The sequence below is a fragment of the Cellulomonas algicola genome (assembly GCF_003851725.1).
GTDB classification, from domain to species: Bacteria; Actinomycetota; Actinomycetes; order Actinomycetales; family Cellulomonadaceae; genus Cellulomonas; species Cellulomonas algicola.
This window is the reverse complement of the sequence record NZ_BHYL01000027.1, coordinates 1-19,294: the sequence shown is the minus strand read 5'-3', so window position 1 is coordinate 19,294 and position 19,294 is coordinate 1. Positions and strand designations below refer to the sequence as shown.

Sequence of the window (19,294 nt, the reverse complement as noted above, 5' to 3'; positions counted from 1 at the left end):
GAAGGGCCGGCGGCGGGGCCGCTCGAGAGTTCCCCGCACCGTCACGCACGCGATGCCGGACGACCCGCTGGTCCGAACGGATGACGCGTCCGGCTCCGCCGCGGTGTGTCTTGTCGAGGAGCGGCGGCCGTCGGGCCCGTGCCGACCTGCGGTGACGCCACGACCGCGGCGACGTGCACGCGCGCGCTCACGTGCCCCGTGCCCGACCGCCCTCCGGTTGCCGGGCGCAACCGGCCTTCGTACGGTCGGTCGCACGGAGAAGTTGCTCAGGGGGAGTGACGACGATGTCGACGACTCGCAGCGGTGCGACGGCCGCAGGAGCCACGTGGCTCCTGCGCGGCCTCCTCGCGCTCGTCGGCCTCGCCCTCCTCGTCCTCGTGCAGAGCGTCCTGTCCGCGCCGCGCGCCCACGCCGCCGAGCCGGCACCGACCGACCTCCACGCGAGCGGGGCCGCGGCCGAGGGCGGTGTGCCGACCGCGCTCGCGGGGGTCCTCCCCGCGGTGGTCGACGCCGTCGTGGCCCCGGTCGTCGAGCCCGTCGTGGAGCGGGCGGTCGCACCCGTCGCGCAGCCCGTGGTCGAGCACGTCGTCACGCCGGTGGCCCAGTCCTTCGTCGAGCGGGTCGTCACGCCCGTCGCGCAGCCGGTCGCGGAGCAGGTCGTCGCGCCCGCCGTCCAGCCCACCCTCACGACGGTCGCCGCACCCGCGGCGCCGGTGAGCGCCCAGGTCACGGCCCCTGCGGCGGCCGTCGCCGCACCCGTCGGCGACGCTCTCGCCCCGACGGTCGAGGCTCTCGACGCCGCCGTCGCACCGCTGCGCCCCGTCGTCGACGCGGTCACGCCGGTCCTCGACGGGGCGGCGCCGCTGGTCGGACCGCTCGCCTCCGCTCTCCGACCGCTCACCGACGTCGTCGCACCCTTGGGCGGGGCGCTCGCGCCCGCCACCGACGGCCTCGACGTCCTCGATCCCGTCGTCGACCGACTCCGGCCGGTCGTCGACGCGGCGCTCCCGGGGGCCGTGCCCACCGACGCGGCGACCGGGGTCGCGCAGCCGGCGCCGACGGCCACCGCGCCCGAGCCGCTCGTGACGTCCGAGCCCACCAGCCCGGTGACCGTCGCGGCGCGCCACGCGGTGCCCGTGCGTTCCGCCGGTGACGTGCCGGCGGGTCCGTCGACCGTCTCGACGACGACCGCACCCTCCTCCGGTGTGCCGGTGCCGTCCGATCCGGCCGGCCGTGGCCCGTCCGACGTGCCCGGCAGCACCCCGACCACGCCCAGCAGCACGTCCGGGGCGCGCGGCGGCGACACGCCCGCGGTGCTCGCGACCGCCGCGCACCAGCCGGACCTCGGGCGCTGCCTCCTCGGCGGCACGCTCGCCGTGCCCGCGACCCCGCCCGCCGCCGAGGTTCCCCGCTCTCCCGCCTGACGGAGGACCGGCCGCGCACGTCGCGGCACGCGTCCACGGCCCGCACGGGCCACCCATCAGCACGGAGGAGCACCACCATGCACACGTTCGTCCGTCGAGCGCTGCAGACAGCGCTCGTGAGCGGCGGCATCGTCGTCGCCGGGGCCGGCCTGGCCCACGCCACGGAACCACCCGCCTCACCCGCCACCCTGTCCGTCGAACTCCAGGTCGGCGGTGCGGACGGTCTCCTCGGGCTCGCACCCGACGCGGGCACGCTCGTCCAGGCACCGGTCACCGTGCCGGTCGACGTCTCCGGAGTCGCCGTCGCGGTCGGCGGGGACGCGACGTCCGTGTCCGCCGCGCCCGCCGCGGACCCGCCGCCCGCGCCCGTCACCAGCCCGGCACCGGCGCCTGCCGCGCCCGCCGCGCTCGTCGAGGTACCGGTCGTCGCGCCGGTGGACGTCGCCGGCGTGGCCATGGGCGTCCTCGGTGACGCCACGGTCGGCTCGTCCGCGTCGACCGCAGGGTCGACGGGCGGCAGCCGTCCGGACGCGCAGGGCACCGACGACGAGACCGCCGTCGCCCTTCCCGTCACCGCGCCGATCACCGTGTCCGGTGTCGCGCTCGGAGTCCTGGGTGACGCCGCCGTCGACGGCGCGCCCACGTCCGACACGGCGGGCACCTCCTCGACGTCCGCCCCTGCCGCGCTCGTCAGCGCGCCGGTGACCGCGCCCGTCCACCTCTCGGGCATCGCGGTCGGCGTGCTGGGGGACGCTTCGGTCGCGGGTGCGCCCGTCGGCACGAGCGACGGGCCGGCGAGCCGACCGGAGACGGACGGCTCGCCGGTCAGCGCGCCGGTCACCGTGCCGGTCAGCGTCTCCGGGGTGGCGCTCGGCGTCCTGGGCGACGCGGTCGTCGAGGGCGCGTCCGACACGACGCCCTCGGCCACGGGCCCGACCGGTGCGACGTCCGGCGGCGCGCTCGTCGAGGCACCGGTGACGGTCCCGGTCGACGTGTCCGGGGTCGCACTCGGTGTCCTGGGTGACGCCGCCGTCGACGGCATGTCGACGAGCACGGGGTCGGCGGGCTCGACGTCCGGCGACGGGCTCGTGTCCGTGCCGGTGACGCTGCCGGTCGACGTCGCGGGCGTCGCCGCCGGCATCGGTGGTGACGCGACCGTCGGGACCGCGGCCGGGACGACCCCCGGCACGGTGCCGGGCTCGACGGGCTCGACGAGCTCGACGGGCTCGAACGGATCGGTGTCCGGCGGCGGCACCGTGGGCACGGGCGGCAGCGCGGTGGGGACGCTGCCGGTCGTGGGGGGTGGCGGAGCGTCGGGCTCCGCGCCGGCGTCGACGCCGACAGGGGCGGCGCGTGCCGCGACCGCGATCACGGCGGGCTCCGGGGCGGCGCTCGCGGCTGCCGGGCTGCCGTCCGCACTCGCCGCGACGGGGGCCTCGCCATGGCTGGGCGGTCTCGCGGTGGTGGCGCTGGTCGGCATCGGCCTGACGCTCCGTCAGGCCGCGACCTCGACCCGCGACCACGGTCGTCGTCAGCTGCTCGACCACGTGCCGACGCAGCGCCAGGCGCCGCCGACGCGGTGAGCGCGTCCCGTGGGGCGGCCGGACGACGGTCGCCCCACGGGCGTGCCCTGGCGAGTGCCGCCGCGCCCGCGCACGCCGACCGTCGGGCCCGTGCGTGGACCTCCGGACGGTCAGGACCGGTGCGCGGGTAACGTCACGGCCCGTGACCACGACGCTCTCGGGTGGCGCCGTCCTGCGCCCCGCCCGCCCCGGTGACGAGCCCGGCATCCTCGCCTGCATCCGCGAGCTCGCGGAGTACGAGCGCGAGCCGGACGCCGTCGAGACGACCGAGGCCGACCTGACGGCCGCGCTGTTCGGCGACCACCCGGCGGTGTTCGCGCACGTCGTCGAGCGCGACGGCGCCGTCGTCGGGATCTCGGTGTGGTTCCTCAACTACTCCACGTGGACCGGCCGGCACGGCCTCTACCTCGAGGACCTGTACGTCCGCGCCGACCAGCGTGGCCACGGCTACGGGCAGGCGCTGCTGCGGAACCTCGCGGCGATCGCGGTCGAGCGCGGGTACGCCCGGGTCGACTGGGCGGTGCTCGACTGGAACGCGCCGTCGATCGCGTTCTACCGCTCGCTCGGCGCGTTCCCGATGGACGACTGGACGGGCTACCGCCTCACGGGCGACGCCCTGGTGGCGACGGCCCGACCGGTCGCCGTCCGGGGTGCGTAGAGGGAGCAGCCGCGACGGAGGTGGCCCGCGCCGACGTCCGACGCGCGGACGTGACCGCGACGCACCGGTCCGGTCTCGTCGCGCCCTCCTACGCTGGGCTGGTGCAGTCCGCCCCTGACGTCGACCCCGGCGCCGAGCCCGCGCAGACGCCGCGCCCGCGCGGGCGGCGTCCCGCCGGCGAGGACACCCGCGGGGCGATCGTCGCGGCGGCGCGCGCGGAGTTCGCCGAGAAGGGGTTCGACGCCGCGAGCGTGCGGTCGGTCGCACGTCGGGCGGGCGTGGACCCGGCGCTCGTGCGGCACTACTTCGGCGACAAGGCGTCGCTGTTCGCGGCGGGGGTCATCCCGCAGGGTGTGGACCCGGGTCGCACGGCGGCGGCCATGGTCGCCGGCGGCCTCGACGGGCTGGGTGAGCGTCTGCTGCGGACCGTCGTGGGGGTGTGGGACTCCGACGGCGGCGCGACGTTCCGCGCCGTGTTCTCGGCGCTCGGCTCCGACGGCGTCCCGCCGCACGTGATCATGGGCTACGTCGGTCGCGAGGTGTTCGCGCAGGTCAGCAGGGTCCTGCCCGGGCCTGATCCGGCCGTGCGCGTGTCGCTCGTCGCGTCCCACGTCGTGGGGGTGCTCGTGGCGCGGCACGTGCTGGGCGTCGAGCCCCTGGCGTCCCTCGACGTCGACCGGCTCGCGTCGCTCGTCGGGCCGACGCTCCAGCGCTACATGACCGACCCGCTGCCCGACACCTCGACGTGACGACCCCCGCCGTCTCCGGAGCGGCCTGCCCCCGCACGAGGTGCTCCGGGCACGACGGGCGGTCGGACCCGTCGCGCGACCGGTCCGTGCGGGCGTAGGTTCCGCACGTGCTGCCCGACATCCCCACGCTGGCCGCGCGGTTGCGCGCCGCCGGGTGCGTCTTCGCCGAGGACGAGGCCCGCCTCCTGCTCGACGCGACCGTCGACGCCGACGCGCTCGAGGGGATGGTGGCCCGACGCGTCGCGGGGGAGCCGCTCGAGCAGGTCGTCGGCTGGGCGGAGTTCTGCGGTCTGCGCGTCGTCGTCGCGCCGACCGTCTTCGTGCCGCGCCGCCGCACGGAGCTGCTGGTGCGCGAGGCCGTGGCGCTCGCCCCGGCGCGCGACGCGGTCGTGGTCGACCTGTGCTGCGGGACGGGTGCCGTGGGTCTCGCGGTGGTGTCGTCCCTGGTGGACGCGGTCCTGGTCGCGGCCGACGTGGACCCGGCGGCGGTCGTCGTGGCCCGCCGCAACCTCGTCCCGGTCGGCGGGGTCGCGCTGCTGGGCGACCTCGACGCGCCGCTGCCGGACCACCTGCGCGGTCGGGTCGACGTGCTGACCGCGAACGCCCCGTACGTGCCGTCGGACGAGGTGCGCCTCATGCCGCCGGAGGCCCGCGACCACGAGGCCCTGGTCGCGCTCGACGGGGGAGCGGACGGGCTCGACGTGCAGCGACGGGTCGCGTCCGCGGCGCCCGGCTGGCTGCGTCCGGGCGGCCACCTGCTGATCGAGACGAGCGAGCGGCAGGCGCCCGCGACCGCGGCGGCGATGTCGTCGGCCGGGCTGTTCCCGCGGGTCGTCGCGGACGACGACCTCGGGGCGACCGTGGTCATCGGCCGGTGGCACGGTCCGCTCGACGACTGACCGCGAGCGCCCACGCGACGAGGGGCACCTGGAGCGGGAGCCGTCCCCACGCGACGACGGGGTGGCGCGACCAGTGCCGGGCACCGCGGTGCGACCGGACGGCCATGGTGACGTTGCCGGGGAAGACCCCGACGAGCAGTGCGGCGGACGCGAGCCCGCCGAGGCGTCGGGTCGCGGGCGGGACGAGCACGGCCGCGCATGCGAGCTCTGCCACCCCGCTGCCCAGGACCCACGGCTCGGGGTCGCCCAGCCGACGGGGGACGAGCGACGTGAAGATCGCTGGACGGCGCAGGTGGAGGACGCCCGCGGTACCGAGGACGGCGGCGAGCGCGAGGGCGGGACCGTGACGGCGGACCGGGTCGGGGAGCACGCCTCACCGTAGGAGCAACGCCGACGGACGGCACCCGCGCGGCCGGAGCGGTGACTGGGTGCCGGGCAGGGCTGTCGGTGCGGGTCGCTACTGTCGCGCCATGACGACGTCGTCGAGCGCGTCCCCGTCCACGCTGCCGTTCGCCGAGGTGGTCCGCGAGGAGTCCGCCCGCGCCGCCGACGCGCTGGCCGCCGTGCCGCCCGACGCGCGCGTCCCCGCGTGCCCGGACTGGTCGGCCGCGGACCTCGCGTACCACCTGGGCGAGACGCAGGACTTCTGGTCGAGGGTCGTCGGCCTGGCCGCGCCGGACGCGGTGGTGGACGTGGGCGGCGACCCGCCGGGCGGCTTCGACGGCCCGGAGCGCGAGCCGGACGACGCGCTCGTGCCGTTCCTGCGCACGCGGACCGGGGCGCTGCTCGACGCGTTCGACGCGCACGACCCGTCGGAGCGGTGCTGGTCGTGGTCGCCGCACGGCGGCGACGTGGCGTGGGCGCTCCGACGTCAGGCGCACGAGGCGCTCGTGCACCGCGTCGACGCGGAGCAGGTCGCGGGGCTCCCGGTCGGTGCGCCGCCGGTCGAGGTCGCGGCGGACGGGGTCGACGAGATGCTCGCCGTGATGATGAGCGGCCTCCCGCCGTGGGCGACGTTCACACCCGACGACGACGGACGCGTGCTCGTCGTCGCGTCCGACGCCGGTCGCTCGTGGCTGATCGCGCTCGGCCGTTTCGCGGGGACGTCGCCGCGCACCGGCACCACGTACGACCTGGACGCGGGTGAGCTGGTCGCCCGCGACGTGGCCCCGGAGGACGCGCGCAGCACGGTGACGCTCACGGGGTCCGCGTGGGACCTCGACCTCTGGCTGTGGGGCCGGGGACCGCTGGACGCGCTCGCGGTCGAAGGGGAGCGAGCCGTCGTCGACCGGTTCCGCGAGGTGCTCGTCGAGTCGAGCCAGTAGGCCCTTGCCCCGCCGTACCTGCGAGGAGCACAATTCCTCGCATGGGGAATAACACCCCGGCGGTCGAGGTCGTCGGTCTGCGCGTCGTCCGTGGTGGTCGGCCCGTCATCGACGCGCTCGACCTGGCCGTCCCGCGTCGGCAGGTGGTCGGGCTGCTCGGCCCGAGCGGCAGCGGCAAGACGACCCTCATGCGCGCGATCGTCGGCGCCCAGGTGGTCGCGGGCGGCGACGTGCTCGTCCTCGGCGAGCCCGCCGGCGCTCCCTCGCTGCGGCGGCGCATCGGCTACGTGACGCAGGCCCCGAGCGTGTACTCCGACCTCACCGTCACCGAGAACCTCCGCTACGCCGCCGCGATCCTCGGGCTCGGCCAGCGCGAGGTGGACCGGGCGCTCGACGAGGTCGACCTGACGGCACGCGCGAAGCAGACGATCGGCACGCTCTCCGGCGGTGAGCGGTCCCGCGTCTCGCTCGCGATCGCGCTGCTCGGGCACCCCGAGCTGCTGGTGCTCGACGAGCCGACCGTCGGCCTCGACCCCGTGCTGCGCCGCGACCTGTGGGACCTGTTCGGCCGGCTCCGCGACGCGGGCGCGAGCCTGCTCGTGTCGAGCCACGTGATGGACGAGGCGGTCCGGTGCGACCGGCTGGTCCTCATGCGCGAGGGCGGGGTCCTCGCGGACGCGACCCTGCCCGAGCTGCTCGCGCAGACGGGAGCGCCCGACGCGGAGCACGCGTTCCTCGCCCTCGTCGACGCGGCGAACGCGGCGGCCGGCCCCGCCGGTGTGCCCGGTGCGACGGGCGCGACGGGCAGGACGGGGAGGGCCGACGCGACCGGCACGACGGGCGCGACCGGTACGGACACCGGGAGTGCGTCGTGAGCCCCCGCCTGACGGCCGCGACCGCGACCCGCGTCCTCACCCAGCTGCGGCACGACCACCGCACGATCGCGCTGGTCCTGCTGCTGCCGTGCCTGCTCATCGGCCTGATCGCGTGGATGTTCGACGGGACGCCGGTGCTCGACCAGTTCGGTCCGCTGCTCGTCGGGCTGTTCCCGCTGCTGGTGATGTTCCTGGTGACGAGCGTCGCGACGCTGCGGGAGCGCACGTCGGGCACGCTCGAGCGGCTCATGACGCTCCCGATCGGCCGGGCGGACGTCGTCGTCGGCTACGCGATCGCGTTCGCGGTGCTCGCGTCGGTGCAGGCGCTCGTCGTGGTCGGGTTCGCGGTGGGCGTGTGCGGGATGGACGTGGCCGGCCCGATCGGCCTGGTGATCCTGGTCGCGGTGCTCGACGCGGTCCTCGGGTGCGCGCTGGGGCTGGGCGCGTCCGCCCTCGCCCGGACCGAGTTCCAGGCGGTGCAGCTCATGCCGGCGGTGATCTTCCCGCAGATCATCACGTGCGGTCTGCTCATGCCCCGCGACGAGATGCCGCAGCTGCTCGAGTGGCTGTCGCGCGTCTTCCCGCTGACCTATGCGCTCGACGCGATGCAGAAGCTCGCGGCGGGGTCGGGCTGGTCGGACGTGCGCGGCGACGTCGGGGTCGTGGCGCTCTTCATCGTCGGCGCCCTCGTCGTCGGGGCCTCGACCCTGCGTCGCCGGACTCCCTGAACGTCTCCCGACGCCGCACGGCGCGCGGCCGGCCCCTGACGCGCGGGACGTCGGGTGTGGGAGCGCGACCGTCTCTGAATCGTCACACTCCTGTGATCCACGCCACTTGACTACGTAGTCATCCAGTGGTTTGACTACGTAGTCATCGGGCAGAGCCGACCGAAGGGACACCGTCGTGGCCGTGGAGCGAGCAGTCGTCGCGATGGACGTGGCGCGCGCTGCCGGCGTCTCGCAGAAGACCGTGAGCCGCGTCATCAACGGCGACCCCCACGTCCGCCCGGAGGTCCGCGACCGGGTCCGCCACGCCGCCGCAACCCTCGGCTACCGGCCCAACCGTGCCGCCCGTCAGCTCGTCTCCGGCCGCAGCAGGACGATCGGCGTCCTGTCCGTCGGGTCCACCGACTTCGGCCCCGCGTCGATCATGGTCGGCATCGAGCGGGCGATCCGCGAGGCCGGCTACGCGATGTCGGTCGTCAACACGCTCGAGGGGGACCCGGAGAGCATCACCGGCTCGCTGCTGGACCTCGTCGAGCAGGGCGTCGACGGCATCGCCGTCAACGAGCCCGTCGGCGTCTTCACGCTCGACGCCGCGCAGGTCGGCGACCTGCCGCTCCTCAGCCTGTCGGGCCGCTACGGCATCTCGACGAACGAGCTCATGGTCGACGCGGACCAGGCGGGTGGCGGCCGCGCCGCGACCGAGCACCTGCTGGGACTCGGGCACCGCACGGTCCACCACGTCGCCGGCCCGTCCGGCTGGCGGTCGGCCGGGCTGCGCGCCGACGGCTGGCGGCAGACGCTGGCCGCGGCGGGCGCGCCCGTCCCCGAGGTCCTGCACGGCGACTGGAGCGCACCGTCGGGCTACGCCGTCGGGCAGCGCCTCGCCGCCGACCCCGACGTCACCGCCGTCTTCGTCGCGAACGACCACATGGCGATCGGCGTGCTGCGCGCGTTCGCCGACGCGGGTCGCGACGTCCCCGGTGACGTGTCCGTCGTCGGCTTCGACGACATCCCTGAGGCCGCGTACCTGACGCGTTCCCTCACCACGATCCGCCAGGACCTCGCGCACCTGGCCTCGTTCGGCGTCCGGCTCCTCGTCGACGCCGTCGAGAACCCGCGACGGCAGGACCGTCGCGAGGACGTCCCGGTCGAGCTCGTGGTCCGGGAGACGACAGCAGCACCCCGCGGGCGGGGCTGACCCAGCCGCACCCGCACTCCGGCCCACGAGGCCAACCCGGGCGTCCCGCCGCGCACCATCGCGGCGGGGCGCGCGCACCGACCGGACCAGCACGACCTTCACGAAGGAGTGGAGCATGTCGAGGACGATCACGTGGCGGCGCAAGGCCGCCGGGCTCACCGCGGGTGTCGCCGTGGCGGCGCTCGCCCTCACCGCCTGCAGCAGCGGCGGCGGGAGCGACGGCGGCGGCGAGACGACCGGCCCCGTCAGCCAGGCCGACATCGACGAGGCCATGAAGACGCCGACCAAGCTGACCTTCTGGACGTGGGTCCCCGACATCGAGAAGGAGGTGAAGCTCTTCGAGGACGCCTACCCGGCGATCGACGTCGAGGTCGTCAACGTCGGCCAGGGGGCCGACCACTACCAGAAGCTCCGCAGCGCGCTGAAGGCCGGCGAAGGCGCCCCGGACGTCGCGCAGGTCGAGTTCCAGCACCTGTCGTCGTTCGCGCTGGGCGACAACCTGCTCGACCTCACGCCGTACATGCCGGCCGACGTCGGCGACGACTACGTGCCGTGGGTGTGGGAGCAGGTCAAGTCGACCGACGGCGAGAAGGTGTGGGGCGTCCCGCAGGACTCGGGCCCGATGGGTCTGCTGTACCGCGAGGACCTGCTGTCGCAGCACGGCATCGAGGTCCCGACGACGTGGGACGCGTTCGCCCAGGCGGCGACCGACCTGCACGCGAAGGACCCGAACCTCTACCTGACGAACCTGCCCGGCAACGACATGGGCCAGTTCACGGCGCTGCTGTGGCAGGCCGGTGCGCGGCCGTTCGGCTGGGACGGCAAGGAGACGGTGACGATCGACCTGATGTCCGACGAGGCCACGCAGGTCGCGCAGTACTGGGGCGACCTCGTCGCCGCCGACGCGGTCTCCGTCGACCCGGACTTCACCGACGCCTGGTACCAGGGGCTCGCGAACGGCAAGTACGCGTCCTGGGTGGCCGCCGCGTGGGGGCCCGTGTTCCTCCAGGGCACGGCTGCGAACACGTCGGGCCTGTGGCGCGCGTCGACGATCCCGCAGTGGGAGGACGGCGCGAACGTGTCCGCCAACTGGGGCGGCTCGTCCGACGCGGTGCTCGCGTCGACCAAGAACCCGATCGCGGCGTCGCAGCTCGCGCTGTGGATCAACCACGACAAGGCGTCGACGATGACGATGGCGACGGAGCAGTTCCTGTTCCCGACCACGACCGAGGTCCTCGAGGACCCGCAGTTCGCCGACGAGAAGTCCGAGTTCTACGGCGGCCAGGAGGTCAACAAGCTGTTCGCCGAGGTGTCCTCGACGGTCGAGCCGGACTTCGGCTGGCTGCCGTTCATGGACTACGCCTACTCCGCCGGTGAGGAGACCGTCGGCAAGGCCATCGCGGACAAGACCGACCTGGTCGAGGCCATGCAGGCGTGGCAGGACAAGCTCACGACCTACGCCGAGCAGCAGGGCTTCACCGTCGCCGACTGAGGGACCGCCGGTCCCGCGGCACTCCGCAGGCCGCGGGACCGGCACCCCTCACCGACCCCGGGAGACACCGATGACCGACGTCGTCACGCCCGAGCGCACCCTCGCGCAGCCCCGGAAGCACCGGCACTCGTCGCCGATGCGCCGCAAGCAGAACGCCACCGCGTACCTGCTCATCGCGCCGTTCGTCGCGATCTTCGTCCTGTTCCTCGTCACGCCGCTCGTCTACGCGGGCTACCTCAGCCTGTTCCGCGAGCAGCTCGTCGGCGGCACCGCCTTCGTCGGGCTCGAGAACTACTCGCGCGCGCTGTCCGACCCGTCGTTCCTGTCGGGCGTCGGACGCATGACGCTCTTCCTGGTCATCCAGGTGCCGGTCATGCTCGGGCTGTCGCTCCTGTTCGCGCTGCTGCTCGACGCGGGCGTGCTGTACCTGCAGCGCTTCATCCGGCTCGGCATCTTCGTCCCGTACGCGGTGCCCGGCGTCGTCGCGGCCCTCATGTGGGGCTACCTCTACGGCCCCGACTTCGGGCCCGCCGCGCAGATCGCCGACGCGGTCGGCGCCCCGGCGCCGCCCTTCCTGTCGGCCGACTGGATGCTGTTCTCGATCATGAACATCGTCACGTGGGAGTTCGTCGGCTACAACATGATCATCATCTACGCCGCGCTGCGGGCGATCCCCGCAGAGCTGTACGACGCGGCATCCGTCGACGGGGCCGGCGCGGTCCGCACCGCGTGGAGCATCAAGATCCCGGCCGTCCGCCCGGCGCTCCTGCTGACGCTGATCTTCTCCGTGATCGGCACGTTCCAGCTCTTCACCGAGCCGAACCTGCTGCAGTCGCTCGCGCCCAACGTGATCGGCACCGACTACACGCCGAACCTCTACGCGTACAACCTCTCGTTCATCAACCGTGACCTGAACTACGCCGCAGCGATCGCCTTCGTGCTGGGCATCGTCATCATGATCGTCTCCTACGTGGTGCAGCTCTCGGCGCAGCGCAGGGAGCGCAAGGAGCGTGCCCGATGACCACGACGACGATCAGCACCCCCGCGGGCCGGCGCGCGTCCGGACCCGCCCAGCCGGCGGCACCGCGCAGCCGCCGCCGCCGCGCCTACTCGAGCGACCAGCCCCGCCGCAGCCCGCTGCTGACGGTGCTCATGCTGCTGGCCCTGGTGTACTTCCTGCTCCCGCTGTTCTGGCTCGTGGTGGCGTCGACCAAGTCGAACGCGGACCTGTTCTCCTCGTTCGGCCTGTGGTTCGCGCAGTCGATGTCCCTGTGGGAGAACATCCAGGCCGTGTTCACGGCGCAGGACGGCGTCTACCTGCTGTGGATGCGCAACACCGTCATCTACGCCGGCACCGCAGCCGTCGGCGCCGCGTTCCTCGCGACGGCGGCCGGCTACGCGTTCGCGAAGTACCGGTTCCCCGGCAGCAACGCGATCTTCAGCGGCATCCTCGGGTCGATCATGATCCCGACGACGGCGCTCGCGATCCCGACGTACCTGCTGTTCGCGAAGGCCGGCCTGACGAACACGCCGTGGGCGGTCATCCTGCCCTCGCTCGTCAGCCCGTTCGGGGTGTTCCTCATGCGGGTGTACGCGGCCGACGCGGTCGACGACACGCTCATCGAGGCGGCCCGCGTCGACGGTGCCGGGGAGCTGCGGATCTTCTTCCAGGTCGCGCTGCGGCTGCTCGTCCCGGGCCTCGTGACGGTCCTGCTGTTCACGCTGGTCGCGACGTGGAACAACTACTTCCTGCCGCTCATCGTGCTCAACAGCCCCGACCTGTTCCCGCTGACCGTCGGCCTCGCGCAGTGGCAGGCCACCGCCGCGGGCGGTTCCGGCTCACGACCGCTGTTCTCGAGCGTCATCACGGGATCGCTCATCTCGATCATCCCGCTGATCGTCGCGTTCCTGTTCCTGCAGCGGTACTGGCAGTCCGGGCTCGCGACCGGCTCCGTCAAGGGCTGACGCACCCCCTGTTCCCGCCGCCGGCGCGCTGTCGCCCGCGGCCCCTGATCCACCGGTACACCCGGCTGAGGAGACCTCATGTCCGTGCAGCACGACCGCGTCCGCTTCGGCGCCGCGTACTACCACGAGTACCACGGCCCCGGCGCCGACCCGACGCCCGGCGACCTCAAGCGCGACCTCGACCTCATGGCCGCCGCCGGGTTCACGGTGATCCGCGTCGGCGAGTCGGTCTGGTCCACCTGGGAGCCGTCCGACGGGCGGTTCGACCTCGACTGGCTCGAGCCGGTGCTCGACGGCGCGCACGAGCGCGGCATCGACGTCGTGCTCGGCACCCCGACGTACGCGGTACCGCCGTGGCTCGTCCGCCGGTACCCGGAGATCGCGGGGGAGTCCGCGACGGGCCGGCCGATGGGCTGGGGCGCGCGGCAGGAGGTCGACTTCACGCACCCGGTGTTCCGCTGGTACGCCGAGCGCGTGCTGCGCCGGATCGTCGAGCGCTACCGCGACCACCCGGCCGTCGTCGGGTACCAGGTCGACAACGAGCCGGGCCTGCACCTGCTGCACAACCGCGGGATCTTCGAGCGGTTCGTCGACCACCTGTCGGACACGTACGGCGACGTCGAGACGCTCAACCGCGAGTGGGGCCTCGTCTACTGGTCGCACCGCCTCTCGACGTGGGCCGACCTGTGGACGCCCGACGGCAACGCGCAGCCGCAGTACGACCTCGCGTGGCGTCGGTTCCAGGCGTCGCTGACGACGGAGATGATCGACTGGCAGGCCCGCGCCGTGCGCGAGCTCGCGCGGCCCGGTCAGTGGGTGACGACGTGCATCGCGTACGAGCGGCCCGCGCTCGAGGACGCCGACCTCGCGTCGGTCCTCGACGTGACCAGCGGCAACGCGTACTACACGATGCAGGACGGCCTCGCGCACCCGTCGGCGGCGGTCGTGCCGCAGTCGTGGACAGCGACGGGCACGTGGGCGCTGTTCCAGGTGGCCGACGTGATGTGGTCCTCGCGCGACGAGCCCTTCCTCGTGACCGAGACCGACGCGCAGGCCATCGGCGGCCCGTCGACGAACCTGCCCGCCTACCCGGGGCAGTGGCGGCAGGCCGCGTGGGCGCTCGTGACCCGCGGCGCGCGCATGGTCGAGTACTGGCACTGGCGCACGTTGCACTACGGCGCCGAGACGTACTGGGGCGGCGTGCTGCCGCACAGCGGCGTGCCCGGCCGGGCGTACCGCGAGATGGCCGTGCTCGGGGCGGAGCTCGGGCGCGTCGGCGGGCTGCTCGCCGACGCGACCCCCGACGCCGACGTCGCGATCTGGCACCACGGCGCGAGCCGGTGGGCGCTCGCGGGCCAGCCGCCGCTCCAGACGGCGTCGGGCGAGGGCGACCCCCTGTCCTACCCGCGGATCGTGGCGTCGTTCTACCGGGGCGCGTTCGACGCGGGCCTGCAGGTGCGGGTCGTGCGACCGCAGCACGTGGGCGCGGAGGACCCCGCGGCCGTCGCCGCGCGTCTCCCCGTGCTCGTGGCGGCCGGGTTCTACGCCGCCTCCGACGACGAGCTCGCCTGGCTGCGCCGGTACGCGGAGGCGGGCGGGCACCTGGTCGTCGGCCCGCGCACCGGGTACGCCGACACCGAGGCGCGCGCCCGGGCGACCGTCCAGCCGGGCGGCCTGTCGGAGGCGGCAGGCGCCTGGTACGACGAGATCGCCAACCTCCCGACGCCGGTCCCGGTCGTCGCCGCCCCCGGCTCCCCGCTGACCCTGGACGACGACGCGACGGCGACGGCGTGGGCGGAGGGCCTGACCCCCGGCACCCCGCCCGAGGGCGACCGCACGACCGCGGCGGCGGACGGGGAGGCCGACGTGCTCGCGCGGTACGTGCACCCGCACCACGGGGCCTGGGCCGCGGCGACGACCCGGGCGTACGGCGCGGGGCGCGTGACCGTCGTCGGGACCGTGCCGGGCGCGTCGTTCGCGCGGTCGCTCGCGCGCTGGCTCGTGCCGCAGCCGCTCGCCGGCTGGTCGGACCTGCCGCCGAGCGTCACGGTGCACACCTCGACGACGACCGACGGCCGCCGCGTGCACGTGCTGCACAACTGGTCGTGGGACGCGGTCGACGTCGTCACCCCCGCGGACCTCGACGTGCTCGCCGCGCGCGGCGACCGTCCCGCCGACCCGCCGCCGCCGGACGAGCCGGGAGGCCCGCTCGACGCGGGTGCCACGGTGACGCTCGGTGCGTGGGACGTGCTCGTGGCGGTGACCCGGTGAGCGCGCGCTGGCCCACCGAGGGCATCGCGTTCGGCGGCGACTACAACCCGGAGCAGTGGCCGGAGGAGGTCTGGCAGGAGGACGTCGCGCTCATGCGCGAGGCGGGGGTCAACCTCGTGTCCGTCGGGATCTTCTCGTGGGGCGAGCTCGAGCCCGAGGAGGGTGTCTACCGGTTCGAGTGGCTGGACCGTGTGCTCGACCTGCTGCACGAGAACGGCATCGGGGTCGACCTGGCGACGCCGAGCGCGGCGCCGCCGGTGTGGCTCCATCTGAAGCACCCGGAGATGCTGCCCGTCGACGCGGACGGCCTGCGGTACACGCAGGGCAGCCGCGAGTCGTGGTGCCCGAGCAGCCCGGTCCTGCGCGAGCACGCGCTGCGCATCGCCCGTGTGCTGGCCGAGCGGTACGGGCAGCACCCGGCGGTGCGGATGTGGCACGTGTCGAACGAGCTCGCGTGCCACAACGGGCGCTGCTGGTGCGACGTGTCGGCGGCGGCCTTCCGGGACTGGTTGCGCACGCGGTACTCCGACGACGTCGACGCGCTCAACCTGGCGTGGGGGACGGCGTTCTGGGGACAGCGGTACGCGTCGTTCGACCAGGTGCTGCCGCCGCGCCGCACGACGACGATCCCCAACCCGGGGCAGCGGCTCGACTTCGAGCGGTTCTCGTCCGACGCGTTCGTCGACCACCTCGCCGCGGAGGCCGCGGTCCTGCGCGAGGTCACGCCGCACCTGCCGGTCACGACGAACTACATGGTGATGGGCGAGTTCCACCAGCTCGACTACGCGGCCACGACGCCGCTCGTCGACCTGGTCTCGAACGACCACTACCTGTGGGCGGCGGACCCGGATGGCTGGGCGGAGCTCGCGTTCAGCGCCGACCGCGTGCGCGGGCTCGCCGGCGGCGAGCCGTGGCTCGTCATGGAGCACTCCACGAGCGCGGTGAACTGGCAGCCGCGCAACCTCGCGAAGGGCCCCGGCCAGCTGCTGCGCAACTCGTTGCAGCACGTGGCGCGCGGCGCCGACGGCGCGCTGTTCTTCCAGTGGCGGCAGTCCCGCGCGGGCGCCGAGAAGTACCACTCGGGGATGGTGCCGCACGCCGGCCGCGACTCGGCGCTGTTCCGGGACGTCGTCGACCTGGGCGCGACCCTCGGGCGGCTCGCGGAGGTGCGGGGGAGCGTCGTCGAGCGGGCACGCGTCGCGCTGCTGTGGGACACGCAGGCGTGGTGGGCCGCCGAGCTCGAGGCGCACCCGACGGTCGACGTCCGCTACCTCGACCAGGCGCGACGCCTGCACCGGGCGCTGCTCGACGCGGGAGTCGCCGTCGACGTCCTGCCCGCCACGGCACCGCTCGACGGGTACGAGGTGGTCCTCGTGCCGACGCTGTACCTCGCGCCGGACGGGCTCTCCGACCGGCTCGAGGCGGTCGCGGCGCGCGGGGGGCAGGTCGTCGTCACGTACTTCTCCGGGATGGTCGACGAGCACGACCGCGTGCTGCTCGGCGGGTACCCGGGGGCGTTCCGCGACCTCCTGGGCGTGCGCGGCGAGGAGCTCGCACCGCTCCCCGACGGCGGTCGCGTGACGCTCGACGACGGGTCCGTCGGCGAGGTGTGGTCGGAGCGCATGACGGTGCCCGACGCGGAGGTCGTGGCGTCGTTCGCCGACGGCCCGTCCGCAGGCTTCCCGGCGGTGACGCGTCGCGACGTGGGCGACGGCGCGGCCTGGTACGTCGCGACGCGCCTGGACCCGGCGTCGACGTCGGCGCTGCTCGGCACGGTGCTCGCGGCTGCCGGTGTCGACCCGCTGGTGCCCGACGTCCCGGCCGGGGTCGAGGTCGTCCGGCGCGTGGGCGACGGCGCGGCGTGGCTGTTCGCGATCAACCACACCGACGACGACGCCCGGATCGACGCGTCGGGCACGGACCTGGTCGCGGGCGGCGTGCATGACGGCGGCGCGACGGTCCCCGCTCACGGCGTCCTCGTCCTGCGTCAGGACCGCTGACGCGGCGACGGGCCGTCGCCGACGACGGGTGGCTGCGCCAGGACCGCTGACGCACCCACCCGTCGTCGCGCGCCTGCCGCTGACGCGGTGGGCCCGTCGCAGACGAAGGGGCTCCCGGACCGGTGCGCACTCCGGCCCGGGAGCCCCGGTCTCAGCGGGTCACCCCGCGCGTCACCACGCGGACGGCGGCGGCGGGGGCACCACCGGCGGCCGGTCGTCGCACGTGATCGTGTTCGGCAGCTCCCACGGGGCCATCCACGGTCCGGTCGTCCCGCCGCCGTCGTTGCCGCCGCCGTCGACCACGGTGAACTCCGAGCCCGCGGGCGTGAACCCGAAGGCGCCGCAGTTGTTGATGCCGACGGCCCCGACGTTGCGCGCGTCGACGTTCGTGAACGTCGCCGACCCGGCGGACCGGGCGGACAGGACCGACGTGCCCGTGCCGTCGACGCGCACGTCGCGCACGTCGACGCCGGTGATCGAGTACCGGTCCTTGACGGGCCAGTCGGTCACGAGCATGAGCGCGTTGTACGTGCTGTCGAGGAAGTGGTCCCCGACGACCTGCAGGTCGACGTCGATGCTGCGGTCGAGCGCGAACACCCACAGCGCCCCGAGCCCGATGTTCCAGTTGAGCTCGTAGGTCCCGGCCCGGACGGTCGTGTTGTCGACGAACCGCAGCGACCCGGTGAACGGCTCGGCGCTGAAGCGCGACCCGGCGTGCAGCGCGCTGCCCTCCCGGACGGGGTCGGCGACGAGGTTGCCGACGACCGTGATGTCCTCGCCGCCGTAGATCGCGATCCCGTTCGCGAGGGTCGGCGTCTGGACGGTGTTGCGCTCGAACGTGCTGCGCGCGTTCGTCGTGCCCTGCGCCCACATCGCGAGCGCGTCGTCGCCCGTGTTCCGGACGACGGAGTTCCGCACGACGGAGTCGGTGACGCCGGTGTGGAAGTTCACGCCGTCGGCGATCTGGTCGACGATCACGCTGTCGCTCACGACGAGGTTCGACATGGGTCCGTCGAACCACATGCCGACCTTGGTGTGCTGGATGTACAGGTCGCGGATCGAGGAGTCGCTCATGGCCCCGCCGACGCCGTTCACCTGGTCGGTGTCGATGCGCTCGCGGACATCGCCCTGGATCGCGAACCCGGACAGGTGCACGTCGCGCGACCCGCCCTCCGCCGCGGGCTTCCCGTAGATCCCGACGCCGGTGTGGACCGACCCGTCGGGTGCGGGCGTCGGCAGAGCGACCTCGCGCCCGCGCAGCGTCGTCCACCACGACCCGGCGCCCTCGATGGTGACGTCATCGACGACGAGGTGCCGGTTCACCTGGTACGTGCCGGGCGGCAGGTAGACGGGCAGGTCGTGCTTCTTCGCGAACGCGATCGCCCGCTCGATCGCGGGGGCGGCGTCGCGACGGCCCGTCGGGTCGGCGCCGAACAGCACGGCGTTGGCCGCCTTGAGCCGCACGTGCGGCGCGGCGACGAGCTGCGAGTCGAGCAGGTCGATCACGGTCCACGCGGCGGTGGCCTTCTTCGGCACGGTGAGCCGCACGGTCTCGCCCGCGCGGTAGGTCCGGTCCAGCAGCACGCGCTGCTCGTCGTAGAAGTGCATGGGCCGGAACGGCGTGGTGATCGTGGGCGCCGGTGTCGTCGCGGACGGCACGCAGCCGCACTCGGTGATCCACCAGTCGGGGTGCAGCAGTCCCGCGTCCGGGTCGTTCGTGAACGGGTACTGGTTGTAGAGCCACGAGTACTGCGACGTGAGCGTGATCGTCCGCCGGTCCTTGCCGACGGTGACGTCGAGCGGCGACGTGATCCCGCCGCCCGTCGGGGCGTCCGGGATCGCGTAACGGATCGTCAGCGCGTTCGCGGCCTTCGGCAGCCGGAACTCGACGTGCTGGCCGGGCAGCAGCCGCACCGCCGACCGGCCCGACGCCTCCGCGGGCAGCGTGTAGGCGGTCCGGTCGGGGCCGATGACGGTGCCGTTCGTCGTCGCGGCCTCGGCCTCCTGCTCGACGACCCCGAGGTCGGCGCCGCGCCCCGCGACGAGGGCCGGGTCGAGCGCGGCACGGGTCGCGGGTGGGCTCGCCGCGGCCGTCCCGGGCGGGACGGGCGGGCCGGGGCGGCCGGTGGC

Annotated in this window: 16 protein-coding genes; 14 read left to right on the top strand and 2 right to left on the bottom strand. The window is 74.5% G+C overall.

Annotated features, from left to right (window positions below; genetic code table 11):
* Positions 1–284: 284 nt before the first annotated feature.
* The 5 genes from CTKZ_RS01715 to CTKZ_RS01695 all read left to right on the top strand — a co-directional run bounded on the left by CTKZ_RS01715 (position 285) and on the right by CTKZ_RS01695 (position 5,313).
* A complete protein-coding gene (locus tag CTKZ_RS01715; RefSeq protein ID WP_124341315.1) occupies positions 285–1,424 on the top strand; it encodes a hypothetical protein in 1,140 nt (379 codons plus the stop codon).
* A gap of 77 nt (positions 1,425–1,501) precedes the next feature.
* Positions 1,502–3,007, top strand: a complete 1,506-nt coding sequence (locus CTKZ_RS21325) for a chaplin family protein (RefSeq protein WP_160142799.1) — start codon at positions 1,502–1,504, stop codon at positions 3,005–3,007.
* Positions 3,008–3,149: 142 nt separating this feature from the next.
* Positions 3,150–3,665: a GNAT family N-acetyltransferase gene (locus CTKZ_RS01705; protein ID WP_124341314.1), complete on the top strand. Its 516-nt coding sequence runs from the start codon at positions 3,150–3,152 to the stop codon at positions 3,663–3,665.
* Between the two features lie 101 nt (positions 3,666–3,766).
* Positions 3,767–4,414, top strand: a complete 648-nt coding sequence (locus CTKZ_RS01700) for a TetR/AcrR family transcriptional regulator (RefSeq protein WP_124341313.1) — start codon at positions 3,767–3,769, stop codon at positions 4,412–4,414.
* A gap of 107 nt (positions 4,415–4,521) precedes the next feature.
* The gene (locus CTKZ_RS01695; RefSeq protein WP_200829610.1) at positions 4,522–5,313 is read left to right on the top strand and encodes a putative protein N(5)-glutamine methyltransferase; all 792 of its coding nucleotides are present in this window, start codon (positions 4,522–4,524) and stop codon (positions 5,311–5,313) included.
* Here CTKZ_RS01695 and CTKZ_RS01690 read toward each other — a convergent pair.
* Positions 5,279–5,683, bottom strand: a complete 405-nt coding sequence (locus tag CTKZ_RS01690) for a DoxX family protein (RefSeq protein ID WP_124341312.1) — start codon at positions 5,681–5,683, stop codon at positions 5,279–5,281. The two genes, CTKZ_RS01695 and CTKZ_RS01690, sit on opposite strands and share 35 nt — an antisense overlap.
* 100 nt (positions 5,684–5,783) lie before the next feature.
* On the opposite strand from CTKZ_RS01690, the gene CTKZ_RS01685 reads away from it, so the two are divergent.
* From CTKZ_RS01685 to CTKZ_RS01645, 9 genes are all read left to right on the top strand, one after another.
* Positions 5,784–6,638 carry a maleylpyruvate isomerase family mycothiol-dependent enzyme gene (locus CTKZ_RS01685; RefSeq protein WP_124341311.1) on the top strand — a complete coding sequence of 285 codons (855 nt, stop codon included), beginning with the start codon at positions 5,784–5,786 and terminating at the stop codon, positions 6,636–6,638.
* A 41-nt stretch (positions 6,639–6,679) separates the two neighbouring features.
* On the top strand, positions 6,680–7,513 hold the full coding sequence (locus CTKZ_RS01680) for an ABC transporter ATP-binding protein (protein WP_124341310.1): 834 nt from the start codon (positions 6,680–6,682) through the stop codon (positions 7,511–7,513).
* Positions 7,510–8,241 carry an ABC transporter permease gene (locus tag CTKZ_RS01675; protein WP_124341309.1) on the top strand — a complete coding sequence of 244 codons (732 nt, stop codon included), beginning with the start codon at positions 7,510–7,512 and terminating at the stop codon, positions 8,239–8,241. Before CTKZ_RS01680 ends, CTKZ_RS01675 begins: the two co-directional genes overlap by 4 nt.
* Positions 8,242–8,422: 181 nt before the next feature.
* A complete protein-coding gene (locus CTKZ_RS01670; RefSeq protein ID WP_235843125.1) occupies positions 8,423–9,436 on the top strand; it encodes a LacI family DNA-binding transcriptional regulator in 1,014 nt (337 codons plus the stop codon).
* A 115-nt stretch (positions 9,437–9,551) separates the two neighbouring features.
* Positions 9,552–10,928 carry an extracellular solute-binding protein gene (locus CTKZ_RS01665; protein WP_124341307.1) on the top strand — a complete coding sequence of 459 codons (1,377 nt, stop codon included), beginning with the start codon at positions 9,552–9,554 and terminating at the stop codon, positions 10,926–10,928.
* Positions 10,929–10,998: 70 nt separating this feature from the next.
* Positions 10,999–11,949: a carbohydrate ABC transporter permease gene (locus tag CTKZ_RS01660; RefSeq protein WP_124341306.1), complete on the top strand. Its 951-nt coding sequence runs from the start codon at positions 10,999–11,001 to the stop codon at positions 11,947–11,949.
* Complete coding sequence (locus tag CTKZ_RS01655; protein WP_124341305.1) at positions 11,946–12,893, top strand: carbohydrate ABC transporter permease; 948 nt, start codon at positions 11,946–11,948, stop codon at positions 12,891–12,893. The genes CTKZ_RS01660 and CTKZ_RS01655 overlap by 4 nt, the downstream gene beginning before the upstream one ends.
* A gap of 78 nt (positions 12,894–12,971) precedes the next feature.
* The gene (locus tag CTKZ_RS01650) at positions 12,972–15,164 is read left to right on the top strand and encodes a beta-galactosidase (protein ID WP_124341304.1); all 2,193 of its coding nucleotides are present in this window, start codon (positions 12,972–12,974) and stop codon (positions 15,162–15,164) included.
* On the top strand, positions 15,161–17,164 hold the full coding sequence (locus CTKZ_RS01645; protein WP_124341325.1) for a beta-galactosidase: 2,004 nt from the start codon (positions 15,161–15,163) through the stop codon (positions 17,162–17,164). The genes CTKZ_RS01650 and CTKZ_RS01645 overlap by 4 nt, the downstream gene beginning before the upstream one ends.
* A gap of 171 nt (positions 17,165–17,335) precedes the next feature.
* Here CTKZ_RS01645 and CTKZ_RS01640 read toward each other — a convergent pair.
* The coding region (locus tag CTKZ_RS01640) for a glycosyl hydrolase family 28-related protein (RefSeq protein ID WP_124341303.1) at positions 17,336–19,294 on the bottom strand (1,959 nt) is incomplete at its 5' end.